The sequence below is a fragment of the Flavobacterium sp. T12S277 genome (assembly GCF_048514875.1).
Taxonomy (GTDB): domain Bacteria; phylum Bacteroidota; class Bacteroidia; order Flavobacteriales; family Flavobacteriaceae; genus Flavobacterium.
Map to the genome: position 1 here is coordinate 123108 of NZ_JBLYEG010000001.1, position 13245 is coordinate 136352.

Below are 13245 nucleotides of genomic sequence, written 5' to 3' on the forward strand. Positions count from 1 at the left end.
GGTATTTATTTCTGAATGTGATTTAAGAGTTTGGTAAACAGGTGTATATACTTGCTTGGAATTCTGTGTTAATTCCTAAATTAGCTTGATAAAGCTGTAAGGGTAAATTTCTTCGGAATAGCAATCCGTAAAGAGGCATACGCTTAGCTAATTTGGACCCTGCATTATATCAATTAGGATACAATTGAAAGAATAGATTAACAGCTTATTGTCGAATAACAAACTCCAAATTTACCATGACTCTATTTCGATTTTTTATAATAAATGCAAGCAATTTAATACGAGGTATTTACTTGTTCTCACCCGGTCTTGTTTTTTTGATACTCTATTATTTTGTCATCGTTAAACTACCAATGGGACAGGATATGTTGATGCAGACTGTTGAATATTTGGGGCCGTTTGTATTTACAAACTTGAGCGTAATTTTATGGATGTTATTGTCCTGGCTAAGTTCCAGACAAATTGCAAATTTATTTATAATAATGTATGGTGCTGCGACACCTCGAATTTACACTCATTTTCCTCGTTTGTTAGGGTATAATGTAGCCGTCGGCTTGCAGCTTGCGGCATTAAATCTGCCAGCTATTGTTTTTGAGGAAAAAACGATTTGGCTTTTTTGGGCACTGCTGTTGTTTCATAATGTCTATTATTTTTTACTGGACACAACTTTTAACTTAAAAACCAGACGACTCATTACGATCAGTATTGTTACAGGTATCAGCTATATTATACTTTTCATTTATTTATTCGGTTCGAAAAGTTTTGATATCCTGTTTATAAAGGATGCTCTTAGATATCCACTCCATATCGAGTATTGGATGTTTCTTTCTATTTTTTACTTTTTGCTGCAAATTCTGTTTGTATTTGTCGCTGTACAAAAAAGAAAAACAACTGTTGGTACTACGGTAAGCACGGGATGGAAAAGAATTTTTTACGGAGCATTATACTTGTCGTTTGTATTGTATTTATTAATTCTTTTTTCACCTGATTTTGCCATCCGATACGGTTCCCTGGGCTGTCTTCTGTTGGCAATGGGATTGTGGGTAGCTTTTGTATGCAAGATCAAATCTTACGCTGTCAAGTATAATTTTCGGTTTACAATGCTTATTGTTTTGTGGGCGATATTGCTAGGCTATTTTTACGATCCGTACGATGTAAATCTGGAGGAGACTAAAACTGAACATTTGTACGCCGATAGACTTGAAATTGATAAGTATCTCGACGCATGGATTCAGAATCCGATCCGTTCAAATGTCCTAAAAAAAGACTCTACATCTTATCCGATATATTTGGTTATTGCAGATGGTGGTGCTTCTAAATCAGGTTATTGGGTAGCTTCTGTTTTATCAAAATTGGAAGCCGCTTATCCTGAAGATAAATTCTCAGATCACCTTCTTAGTTTAGCGGGGGCTTCCGGAGGTTCTGTCGGTAATCTCGCATTTTATACCACGCTGGTTGATCCGTCAATCACAATTAAAGACACCACAAAGGTAATAAGCGACTATCCTGCTGCTGGTTTTTTTGAAGCCGATTTTCTGACTTATCCCTTAGCCCGATTTTTAGGCCCGGATTTATTACGTCATTTAGTTCCTTATTTATTGCAGGACGACAGGGCAGAGGCATTGGCAACCGCAATGGAAAAGTCAGATTACAACTCTCAAATTGGACAGTATTTTAAAGGGACCCTGGACACTGTTTTTGATTATAGCGGACGTCTGCCTATTGTCTTTGTTAATACAACCAATATTGAAAGCGGTTCATCCGGTGTTATTAGTAATGTGAAAATTAACCCTCCTTTTACACACCGTCTGGATGTGCTTTCGCAGCTGGATGCAGATACCGATGAGGGATACAAAAATATAAAACTGAGCACCGCAGCAGTTCTCGGAGCTCGTTTTCCTTACCTGTCACCAGCAGGAGAAATAAATAATAAATATTTTGTTGACGGAGGTTATTACGATAACAGTGGAGGCGGAATTACCTCAGAACTTCTACAGCGCATTGAGATCCGAATGGAAAGCGGCAATAAGGATGACATTTTTTATCAATTACGCAACAAACTAAAATTCAAAATAATATACATATCCAATGGCACAGTTAAAAAGGAGGAACCTAAAACATTACACCCATTAGTAAACGATCTGGCAGCTCCTCTTATAACCGTTTTAGGTACGTACGGCAATCAGACAGAATTGTCTAATAAAAAATTACAGGATTATATAGAGCGTAGTTCTTTTAGAATGAATCACGAGTCATTCCGTAAAGAGAACTTGCCAAAAGATAGTACTGACAATATAATTCCGTATCCAATGAACTGGGTCATTTCTGACTATAATATTAGAAGAATGAAAGAAAACCTAATAAAAGTAGATCCTAAGGAGGTACTGGGCAGGAAGTAAATAAACTTTCATTTATCTTTTCGGACTAATAGTATCGTAAAAGCACATCCGCTTCATAAATTTCGCTTTGAATCGTTCGTCACCCAACGAATGGTTTGATGCAATAGCTCCGTACTATTTGCGCACTGCCGCCATTACCATTTCACCCAGAGTCGCAGGCAGTAGTTTGGTCACCAATTAGAATCCCATATCTTCATTTACCGTATTTGCTCCAATAAAACTCCGAATTAAATCTCATTTGGAAGTAAACGACGTACACAAACGACGCGGTATTATTTTGCGATGCCATTTATGGTTCAAGCCGCTTATGTCTTGAATATTATTGTAAGCTATTGTTTCATTAAGTAGCGCGCTTATAACGTCAAAGGTGTAGTTTGTTTCTTTCCTCTTAATAATCTGATAGAAGAATATAATTTTAGTAAAAATAAGCTAATTGTAGGTTTTTTCATCGTATTTTTTGTTTGAGAAAAACAATTGTTACGATGTTTTAAGATCAGCAATCAATAGGTTTTGTATTTATTAATATTATAAAGATGTATTAGTTATGAAATTAAAAAAGAGGAAAATTGTAATGCTATTAATGATTACTATGCAGATTACATTTGCACAAGAACGAATAGTCAGTGGTGTGGTTACTGATTATTCAGGACTTCCAATTCCGGGTGTAAATGTACTTGTAAAAGACACGAAGAATAGTACTCAAACTGACATTGAAGGAAGGTACAGTATTAAAGTTGGTTCAGATCAAATTCTGAGTTTTAGCTTTGTTGGTACAATCAAACAAGAAATAAGAGCCGGCTCTGAAAAAATTAATGTAAAATTAAAAAATCAGACAACAGAATTGGATGGGATAGTAGTGACGGCTCTGGGAATAAAGAGAGACAAAAAATCTCTGGGTTATGCTACCCAGGAAGTTAAGGGAGGTGATTTGACAGCTGGAACAGCAAGCGGGAATTTTTTGAATGAACTTTCCGGCAGGGTGGCTGGTGTGCAGATCAAAAGAAACAATAATTTCGGAGGGTCTACAAATGTAGTCTCGCGAGGTGTAAAAAGCCTTACCGGAAATAACCAGATGCTTATTGTTATTGATGGAATGCCCATCAACAACTCTAACATAAATTCAAGCACCGCCAGCCAGACTGAAGGCAGGGGAGGTTATGATTATGGTAATGCCGGTGCAGATATAAACCCCGAGGACATTGAAAATATAAATGTTTTAAAAGGAGCGGCGGCGGCAGCATTGTATGGATGGCAGGCAGGGAATGGAGTGGTTGTGATCACCACTAAAAAAGGGAGATCTAAAAAAGGATTAGGAGTAACCTTTTCCAGTGAAGTAATTACCGGAGTGATTGATAAATCGACCTTTATAAAACATCAAAGTAAATATGGAGGAGGAAACGGACTAAATTCTTTTCTAAAAGAGGATGTCAATGGAGATGGTACTCCTGACTTAGTGGCTCCAACAAGCAGTGAAATGTCTTTTGGCGAGGCTTTTAATCCTAATTTGATGGTCTATCAATGGAATGCTTTTACCCCTTTTTCAGATCATTATGGTAAAGCTACCCCTTGGGTAAATGCTAAAAATGGACCCATAACCTTTTTTGAAACACCATTTACAGTTAATAATTCTATTTCTGTAGAGGATGGAAACGAGAAAACAAGTTTTATTTTAAACTATACCCATTATCAACAAACGGGGATAATGCCCAATAGTAAAATGAATAAAAATAGTTTAAGCGCCAAAATGACGCATCAGTTTAGTGATAAATTATCAGGATATGCTTATGCAAATTATACCACTAATTCTACCGTTGGAAGAAATGATACTACGTGGGGAGACAATGTGGTTTATGGCTTTAGAGATTGGTGGCAAACTAATGTAGACATAAAAGAATTGAAGCAAGTTTATGAGCGATCAGGAGGGCAAAATATTACGTGGAATACCATTAGTTCAACAGATCTGCAAACTTATTCTCAGGAAAACCCTTATTTCAAACGTTATAAAAGTTTTCAATCCGACTCTAGAAATCGTTTTTTAGGGTATGTGAAACTAGATTATAAAATACTAGATTGGTTAACTGCTTCCGCAAAAGCATCTACAGACTCCTATAGCGAATTGCGTGAAGAAAGAAAAGCCGTTGGATCTGTATCTTCCCGATTTGGATTAAACAGATTACATGAAACTTCAGGCTATCAGGTTTATGATGGTATTTTTTCGGAACAAAATTATGAGATGATTTTAACTTTTAAGAAAAACATCAATGATAATATATCGATCAGCGGTTTAGTAGGTGGAAATATCTTAAGAACCAGTTTGGTTTCTTCCCTTGCTTCAACTCAGGGAGGTTTGATCGTGCCGGGACTTTATAGTCTAACAAACTCAATAGCACCTCCTCCGGCTTCAAGAAGAAGAAATGACAATTCTGGAGTAAATAGTACTTATGCTTCTGCTTCTTTTGGTTATAAAGATTTTGCGTTTGTAGAGGGTACAGTTCGTAAAGATGCATTCTCTACTTTACCGTCCGGAAATAATGCATTAGCCACTTGTTCATTATCAGGGAGCTATGTTTTTACCAAACACATAAATCAGCCTTGGTTATCATTTGGTAAATTAAGGATTGGTTACGCTGAAAACCCACAAGGAAATATTGATTTGTATTCTTTGGATGATACCTATGTTAAATCAGATCCCTTTGGAACCAATCAAATTTATTCTATTCCAACCACCAAAAACAATCCCGATCTGCGTCCTGTAAAAACAGTAACAAACGAAATTGGATTAGAAATGCAGTTTTTAGAGAAAAGAATTGGATTTGATGTTAGCGTTTACAAAAGTTTAAGTACGGATCAGATATTTCGTGTACCATTTTCAAATGCAACAGGTTTTGCATCCAAATACATCAATGCCGGATCGGTTCAGAATAAAGGAATTGAACTTCAACTAAATCTTACGCCTTTAAAAACAAAAGATTTCGCTTGGGATATGTTTGTTAACTGGTCTAAAAATGAGAATACGGTAGTTAGTTTAACCGAAGGCATCGAAAATTTACAAATTGGAGCATTCGTAGGAGGAATAACCATTAACGCGCAGCCAGGGCAGCCATACGGTGTAATAAAAGGGACTGATTTTAAATATCTAAACGGTCAGAAAGTAATAAGTCCAAAAGGAGGTTACGAAAAAAACTCATCTACTAATAATGTCATAGGAAATATAACTCCAGACTGGATTGCCGGACTTCGCAATAAATTTACCTATAAACAATGGTCGCTAAGTTTTTTAATTGATATACAAAAAGGAGGCGATCTGTATTCGATGGATCAGGAGTATGGACAATCAAGCGGTCTGACACAATATTCTGCAGGAATCAATGATTTAGGAAACCCTATCAGAAACACTAAAGCAAATGGTGGAGGTGTAATATTGGATGGAGTACAAGCTGACGGATCAAAAAATACGGTTAGAACCGAAGATCAAAAGTTCTTCAGTACCATTGATGGTTTTTTTGCAGAACCACATAAAGCTTTCATCTATGATGCTTCATTTGTTAAACTTAGAGAAGCTAACCTAACTTATGTTTTTCCATCAGCTATTGTTTCAAAAATGAAACTGACGGGATTGTCTTTTAGTCTTATTGGTTCTAATTTATGGATTATTAGTAAAAAACTTCCTGATGCCGATCCGGAAGGAGGATTGGGTTCAGGAAATCTATCATCCGCTAATTCGTTAGCCCCACTGCCTACTACCAGAAATTTTGGCTTCAACATAACGGTTAAATTTTAAGAAATGAGAAAAATAAAATATATAATGGTATTAATGGTAGTATTGATATCATGTTCAGATAATATTACGGATTTGAATGAAGATATAATTAATCCAAAAACCACTAAACCGGAGTATTTGTTTACTAAAGCTGAAAAAGACTTAGTAGATCAAATGGTACATCCCGGTATTTATAACAATGTTTTTAGATTGTTTGCCCAACAATTTTCAGAAACGTCGTGGATATTAGAAAGTCAATACAATATTTCTTTTGGAAAAATACCAGATGTTCATTTTGGAATTTTGTACAGTAATGTTTTGGGTAATTTAAAGCAGTCCAGTAACTTATTGGAGAATGAAAAACCAATTTCGGCTTCGGAAATAGCTGTTTTAAATAATAAAAAAGCAGTTTTAGATATAATAATAGCCTATACTTTTAGCCAATTGGTAGATACTTTTGGGAATATTCCTTATAGTGAAGCACTTAGTATAAAAAGTCATCCAATGCCAAAATATGATAGCGGACAAGTTATATATAAAGATCTGATAGATAAATTAACCAAAGCTTCAAAGGCCATAAAAGTGAGCGAACCCACTTTTGGTCAGGCAGATTTAATTTATAATGGGGATGCCCTTAAATGGAAAAAATTTGCTAATTCACTTAAACTAAGATTAGCACTAAACATGTCTGATGTTGATCCTGTTTACGCAGCTGAACAGGCAAAATCAGCGATACAGGAAGGAGTAATCACTAGTAATAGCGATAATTTTAGTTTAAATTATCTGTCTTTGCCTCCTAATGCAAGTCCTTTATTTTTATTGTCAACCAGCAGTTATAAAGATTACTTTATTCCTTCAAAAATTTTAGTTGATAAAATGAACAGCCTGATCGATCCGAGAAGAGCTGAATATTTTACTGTTGGTCCTGACGGAAAGAATTATGAAGGAGGAATTTATGGAGAAGTAAATCTATTTTCTAACTATTCTCATATTAACTCGTCATTATTTACCCCGACATTTCCCGGGACATTGTTTGATTATTCAGAAACCGAATTTTTACTGGCAGAAGCTGCTGCAAGGAGCTTTATTTCAGATGATCCTGAAACACATTATAGTCAGGCTATTAAAGCATCTATGAAAAACTGGGGAGTCAGTGATGCTGATAGTGAGGCCTACCTTTTAAATCCGGATGTGGCTTATAAAACAGCAAAAGGAACATGGAAACAAAAAATTGGCGAACAGGCATGGATCGCTTTGTATAATAGAGGATTTGAGGCATGGACATCCTACAGAAGATTAGATTTTCCAATATTATTCCCTCCTTCACAAACCTATAATAATTTAGGTACAATCCCTAAAAGATATTCGTATCCCGGAATTGAAGAGACTTTAAACAGTAAAAATGTGGAAGAGGCTATAAAAGCAATAGGTGGAAATTCAATGAGTGTTAAAGTATTTTGGGATAAAAATTAATTCTCCTTAAAGGTCAAGACGAGAAAAGTATTCGATTTGTTAGCTGTCAGAGAAAAGATTGCAGCTTAAAAAGTGCTTTATTAATACTAAAAAAGAAGTAAATGAAAAGTTATTTTATATTTTTTGGATTGTTATTTTGTTTCGGTTGTGATTCAGTTGAATATGATGAAGCCATGGAGAAAAAACTAGTTGATACGACAATAGACAAATGGCATTTGGCTGCTGCTGAAGCTAGTTTCGATACTTATTTTGATTTAATGACTTCCGACGCTGTTTTTATTGGCACAGATGCGACAGAAAATTGGAATAGAAAGGAATTTGAAGATTTTGCAAAACCAAGATTTGATGCGCACAATGCATGGAAAATGAAAGCTTTTGAACGTCATGTATATTTAGACGCTGCCGGAAAAGTAGCTTGGTTTGATGAACTTTTGAAAACTCGTTTTAAAATAGCCCGAGGCTCAGGAGTATTGGTAAAAATAGGGGAGCAATGGAGAATAAAACATTATGTTTTATCCATGACTATTCCTAATGATATCGCTAAAGAAGTCGTAAGATTAAAGACTCCAGCTGAAGATCAACTATTAAAAGAGCTTTAAAAACATTTAAACATCCAATTTTTGTCCTAATATTGATAGTTTTATCGTTTCCTCATTAACTACAAAAAAAGCTCTCATTTCATAAGGAATGAGAGCTTTTGATTTTAGTATGATCTAAACAGCTAGTTTACAGTTACTATTGAGCATCCCAGGTGGCAGAAGGATAGTAAATGGAACTTGTTACCGGAGCTTTCCAGTATTCCTGACTACCGCCACGGAAGGTGTGCAGACTTACTGCATTCACATTTCGTTTTGAATCGTTTGTCACCCAACGAATGGTTTGATTCAATAACTCCGTACCATTTACATAGTATTTCACATATCCGTTCGTATTGGACCCGGTATTTAGTTTAACAGAGATCTGACAGTTGTAGGTAACGCCTTCCTGTATGAAGTACTTTTTTCCAAAATCATTTCCAAATTGTCCAGGTTGATCTTTGTAATACACATATGGCTGAAGATAAGCGCCACTTCCTATAGCAGAGTTTGATCCATTTGGGCAATACCACATAAATCGGGCACTACCGCCATTACCATCCCATCCCGGGTCACCGCCGGTATTCTGGTCACCAATTAGAATTCCATAGCCGCATTTACCGCCTCTGCTCCAATAAAATCCGGAATTAAATCTCATCTGGAACCAAACGTTGTAAACCCCTTCTGACCAAACTCCAAACGAGGTACACAAACCACCCGGACAGGATAAGGTGTTGGTTTGCAATGTGATGGTTCTGGCGCCGGCACTACCTGCTAAGGCCGCAGCAGCTGAAAGCGCTTCTTTTTTGGTGTTTTCTTGCACTTCATTATTGACGATTTGCGACTCGTCTTTGGTAACGCTTTGTGGGGCATTGACCTCTTGTTCCTTTTCGCAGGAATTAAACACCACTACTGTAATAAATAACAAACTTGCTAATTTTAAGATTTTTTTCATTTTTAAAACTTTAAGGTTAATAAATAATTAATTGGTTAGTAAAGCATAGATTGTAATTACATCATTGACCTTGAAAAAAAAGTATCAAAATCAGTATCAGGTAATTGACACTGTAAAGTTGATTAATAACAATTTGTAAGAGGATTAAAAAAGTACGATTTTAGGTACGCAATAATCCCGTTTAGTTATTTTTCCTGTTATTTTTTTAGCTTTTAAAAGGAGTAGTAGTGAAAAGACGCAGGATAAAATACCCTACAAGATCATAAAGCCTTTCATTTTGAATGGCGTATTCTATCAGTTTGATAAGGATTTATAAATGATATAAAAGCATAATCCTTGCAGTTATTTGTTATTCAGTCACTTATGGTTTTTTGAGTTGTTTTGGCATATCGTTTGTCTTTATGGGTGAAAATCAACTCAAAAGTTTTTGTAAAAATCAATAGTACAGGATTGATTTTGATCATTATAAAACTTTTATGACAGTTGTATCAACATTCATATACCCCAAACAGTATCAAATAGAAGAAATATGAAAGCAAATAAAACAAGAGATAGGGAGATTGCGAAACTATACGCATCAAATAAATCCATGCAGAGCAAAGACAGAATCATCAACCTAATAGTTTTTGCTTTAGTTTTATTCCTTACTGTTTTTCTAATTTATCAATTGATGTAGAAAGTATTTAATTTAAGATAATAAAGGCCTTTTATCTCAATAAAAACTTTAATAAGCTGTTAAGATTTTTTTTAAGAATCACATTAGATATCATAAGTCCCATCCTATACCTAAACAATTATGAAAATTATAAATCCTATTATAGATCCCAGAATAAATCTAACTAAGAATTTTTTCTCCTCTTCTGATTCATCCCGTAACAAGGCAACATCTTCAGCTGTTAAAGACATGGAAGAAGCTGTTGATTTTATTATTGAAAAAGCCAGATGCAGTCATACCTATTGGATCAAAGAAATCTGTGAAGCCACATTGTTAGCTGCAAAAACTCGTGGAATTGGTATTTCAGAATGCGCTCCGGAGTTGTTGGAAGCGAAAATGAAAAAAGGAGATGCTGTCATAGCATTTACATCAGACGGAAGATGGGCAGGTTTTTCTTTTATCAATTCATGGGAGAATGAAAGCTATGTTTCTAATTCAGGATTAGTTGTAGCACCTGAATTTAAACATACCGAACTTGCAAAAAAGATAAAAATAAAAATTTTTGAACTGAGCCGCGAGAAGTACCCGAATGCACGTATCTTTAGTTTAACGTCAGATCTTGCCGTAGTAAAAATGTACCATGAACTCGGCTTTAAACAGGTAACCTTCTCAGAGCTGACCTCAGATGAACTGTTTTGGAAGAGTTGTAAATCATGTGTAAACTGCCCTGTAGTGATGAATAAGGAAAGGAAAACCTGCTTGTGTACCGCGATGCTTTATGATCCAAAACATCACCCGGCCGTTATTGATCAGAATAAAAAAAATGTAGCGTTGCAGGATAAGGCTTTGTTAGAAGAATTACGCTTAATTAAAATCAGGTCACTAAATTTTCTCTCCATTAAGATCTAAAATTTAAGGGCAAAAAAAAAACAAAATACTCAATATCTTGTATTTATAGCTGCTTATTTTGTGTCATACTAATAGTATCATCCATATACAAAGTAGGCAGCTGTCATTTACAATTTAATACTTAAGTTTGTAACATGAGTAAGACGATTAAAATTATATCATCGGAGGAATTTCCAAGACAATTTATGTCGGATGCTTCTTTAGATTTTGATTTCTTAAAAACTCCTTTGCAGATATATGACCTGAATGCCACAACGGAATACATTCAAATTCCGACTCCACTTTTCAGACCTGATTACAATTTTATGGTTCATGTTACCAATGGTAATGCCATACAACAGGTAGATAATGAGACAACAGCACTAACAAAAGATGATATTTTATTTGTAAAACAAGGGCATATTACAGCAATGAAAGAAATTGATTCGGAGATAACCGGTCATTTTATTTTATTTGAAGAAAGCGTTCTGAATCACATTCTGTCTAAACAGGAGTTGATACAAATTTTTGCCACAAACTCAGTGGTTAAACTTCCAAAAGAAACGAGTGTATGGCTTAATTCCTTGTTTTGCTTGTTAGGACAAGAATTTAGGGACGAAAATTCCAATATCGAAATTTGTTATTCGCTTATGCAGGCTGCCTTTCAAAAAATCATTTCTTCCAATAGAGAGCTGAATAAAGCGGTACATCGTGGTAATGAGATCACTTTTTCTTTCAAGGAACTGGTTTACAAATACCACAGTCAGGACAAATCCGTCTCTTTTTACGCCGATAAGTTGAAAATTTCTGTAAACTATCTGAACAGGTGCATTAAGCAAACCACCGGAATAGCCCCAAAAGAATGGATAAACAATGTCAGTATCCTGCAAAGTCAGATTCTTTTGCAAGATTTGACCAAGGATATTTCAGAAATCGCTTTTGAATTGAATTACGAAGATCCGTCTTACTTTGGACGACTTTTCAAAAAAATAACCGGTACAACTCCTTCTCAGTACCGAAACTCGCTTATGCACGATTTGTCCGAGTAACGGCAAACTAAATCCTAACAACAATTATTGTTTTAAACACACCTTTGTCCCAAGAAAATCTTAGGGGCTAATACGGCTCATGTGTTTAAATTTAATAAGTGTTATTTTGAAAAAAGTACTGTCATTAGTTTTATTAACCTTATTTATTTGTCTTCCAAATAAATTTTATGCTCAATTAATCACAGATGGCGCAGGGGTTAGCGTCACTGTAAACGGAAAAAGTAGCTTCGGGAATTTATCAGCTGTAGATCCTTATTACGGAAATAAATTCAGATACAATACGTATGATTTTTGGTTGCCAATACCTTCTTTTAAAATTGGAAAAACACGCATTCTTGGCATCGTTAATTATCGTGTTTTAGATTTTTCCTTCGATAAGGACTTCAAGGATAGTCCGAATCATATCTCAAAAATACAAGAAATCAAACCTACTGTTGTAGTACGACATCCTTTTGGAAAAAGATGGGCTGCTTTTGGGGTTTTGATTCCTACTGTGGCTTCCGATTTTAAGGATTCGTTTTCAATCAACGACATGGTTTTGGATGGGATTTTTGGAGTTTCAAGAAAGTTTGGAGAAAAATCAAATCTTGAAATTGGTATCGGCCCCCATATTATGTATGCATTTGATAAGTTCCTGATAACACCTGCCATATCTGTTGATTACAAGAGTAATGATGGTAAATGGTTTGCTCAGCTGTACTGGCCAAGAGTAAATGTGTTTAGGAATCTGGGCAATACTACACAAGTGGGTGTGGCGGGATCTATAGATTGGACCCTTCATAATTTACAAAACTATAAGAATAACGAAGGCCTGGAGGTTGACTATGCTCAGTTTTCGGCTGTTCATGGCGGTTTGCAGATTAATCAGCGGCTTTTTGATGGTTTTTGGCTTCAGCTGCAAGGAGGTGTGGGATTTGCTAATAAATACACCTTATATGATTCAAATAACAACAGTATTACCGACTATAAAACAAAAGAAATTCCATATGCGAAAATGATGCTGACCTATCGTTTTGGAAATTAAGAACACAAATCAAACAAGTTTAATCACAATAATTTAAAAGAAGAAAATGAAAAAAACAATGCTGAGTATACTGGTATTAGGAGCCTCGTATTTGACTAATGCGCAACAGGTAAAAATGAATGTTGATGTCACCAATATCCAAAAAGGAAAGGGCACAGTTGTAATGAATGTTTACGATAAAAAACAAAATTTCCTTAAAACGGCCTGCTTTACAAAAGTTCAGAAGGCCAATCAGGAAACGATGAAATTTCAGGTTGAATTGCCAAGAGGGACTTACGCCATTACTGTTTTTCAGGATTTGGATAGTAATGGAAAATTAAATAGCAATTGGTTCGGAATGCCAAAAGAACCGGTAGGAAACAGTACCAATTTTAAACCGGACGGCGGAGCACCAACATTCAATGATTGTTCTATTTATGTTTTAAAAAATGATTCTGCGATAGCTATTGAGCTTTATTAGGAGATTC

The 13245-nt window shown here is 35.4% G+C and carries 9 protein-coding genes; 8 read left to right on the plus strand and 1 reads right to left on the minus strand.

Features of this window, described 5'->3' with window-relative positions:
* The first annotated feature begins 353 nt into the window (after positions 1 to 353).
* The 4 genes from ACN1CN_RS00440 to ACN1CN_RS00455 all read left to right on the plus strand — a co-directional run bounded on the left by ACN1CN_RS00440 (position 354) and on the right by ACN1CN_RS00455 (position 8231).
* Positions 354 to 2399 carry a patatin-like phospholipase family protein gene (locus tag ACN1CN_RS00440; RefSeq protein WP_419134242.1) on the plus strand — a complete coding sequence of 682 codons (2046 nt, stop codon included), beginning with the start codon at positions 354 to 356 and terminating at the stop codon, positions 2397 to 2399.
* 544 nt (positions 2400 to 2943) lie between these two features.
* Entirely contained in the window at positions 2944 to 6180 is a 3237-nt protein-coding gene (locus tag ACN1CN_RS00445; RefSeq protein WP_419134243.1) for a SusC/RagA family TonB-linked outer membrane protein, read from the plus strand.
* Between the two features lie 3 nt (positions 6181 to 6183).
* Positions 6184 to 7632, plus strand: coding sequence for a SusD/RagB family nutrient-binding outer membrane lipoprotein (locus ACN1CN_RS00450; RefSeq protein WP_419134244.1), 1449 nt, complete (start codon positions 6184 to 6186; stop codon positions 7630 to 7632).
* A 101-nt stretch (positions 7633 to 7733) separates the two neighbouring features.
* The gene (locus tag ACN1CN_RS00455; RefSeq protein ID WP_419134245.1) at positions 7734 to 8231 is read left to right on the plus strand and encodes a nuclear transport factor 2 family protein; all 498 of its coding nucleotides are present in this window, start codon (positions 7734 to 7736) and stop codon (positions 8229 to 8231) included.
* Between the two features lie 136 nt (positions 8232 to 8367).
* Here ACN1CN_RS00455 and ACN1CN_RS00460 read toward each other — a convergent pair whose 3' ends face one another.
* On the minus strand, positions 8368 to 9162 hold the full coding sequence (locus ACN1CN_RS00460; protein WP_419134246.1) for a polysaccharide lyase: 795 nt from the start codon (positions 9160 to 9162) through the stop codon (positions 8368 to 8370).
* Between the two features lie 796 nt (positions 9163 to 9958).
* On the opposite strand from ACN1CN_RS00460, the gene ACN1CN_RS00465 reads away from it, so the two are divergent.
* The 4 genes from ACN1CN_RS00465 (at position 9959) to ACN1CN_RS00480 (ending at position 13238) form a co-directional block, all read left to right on the plus strand.
* The gene (locus ACN1CN_RS00465; RefSeq protein ID WP_419134247.1) at positions 9959 to 10726 is read left to right on the plus strand and encodes a GNAT family N-acetyltransferase; all 768 of its coding nucleotides are present in this window, start codon (positions 9959 to 9961) and stop codon (positions 10724 to 10726) included.
* 134 nt (positions 10727 to 10860) lie between these two features.
* On the plus strand, positions 10861 to 11754 hold the full coding sequence (locus ACN1CN_RS00470; RefSeq protein WP_419134248.1) for a helix-turn-helix domain-containing protein: 894 nt from the start codon (positions 10861 to 10863) through the stop codon (positions 11752 to 11754).
* Positions 11755 to 11860: 106 nt separating this feature from the next.
* On the plus strand, positions 11861 to 12778 hold the full coding sequence (locus ACN1CN_RS00475) for a DUF6268 family outer membrane beta-barrel protein (RefSeq protein WP_419134249.1): 918 nt from the start codon (positions 11861 to 11863) through the stop codon (positions 12776 to 12778).
* A 46-nt stretch (positions 12779 to 12824) separates the two neighbouring features.
* Positions 12825 to 13238: a DUF2141 domain-containing protein gene (locus ACN1CN_RS00480; RefSeq protein WP_419134250.1), complete on the plus strand. Its 414-nt coding sequence runs from the start codon at positions 12825 to 12827 to the stop codon at positions 13236 to 13238.
* The last annotated feature ends 7 nt before the right edge of the window (positions 13239 to 13245 follow it).

Excerpts from the sequence above, each read along its gene's own strand:
- ACN1CN_RS00450 (WP_419134244.1), top strand. The coding sequence starts at position 6,184 with ATGAGAAAAATAAAATATATAATGGTATTAATGGTAGTATTGATATCA.
- ACN1CN_RS00465 (WP_419134247.1), top strand. The coding sequence starts at position 9,959 with ATGAAAATTATAAATCCTATTATAGATCCCAGAATAAATCTAACTAAG.
- ACN1CN_RS00440 (WP_419134242.1), top strand. The coding sequence starts at position 354 with ATGGGACAGGATATGTTGATGCAGACTGTTGAATATTTGGGGCCGTTT.
- ACN1CN_RS00445 (WP_419134243.1), top strand. The coding sequence starts at position 2,944 with ATGAAATTAAAAAAGAGGAAAATTGTAATGCTATTAATGATTACTATG.
- ACN1CN_RS00470 (WP_419134248.1), top strand. The coding sequence starts at position 10,861 with ATGAGTAAGACGATTAAAATTATATCATCGGAGGAATTTCCAAGACAA.
- ACN1CN_RS00455 (WP_419134245.1), top strand. The coding sequence starts at position 7,734 with ATGAAAAGTTATTTTATATTTTTTGGATTGTTATTTTGTTTCGGTTGT.
- ACN1CN_RS00460 (WP_419134246.1), bottom strand. The coding sequence starts at position 9,162 with ATGAAAAAAATCTTAAAATTAGCAAGTTTGTTATTTATTACAGTAGTG.
- ACN1CN_RS00480 (WP_419134250.1), top strand. The coding sequence starts at position 12,825 with ATGAAAAAAACAATGCTGAGTATACTGGTATTAGGAGCCTCGTATTTG.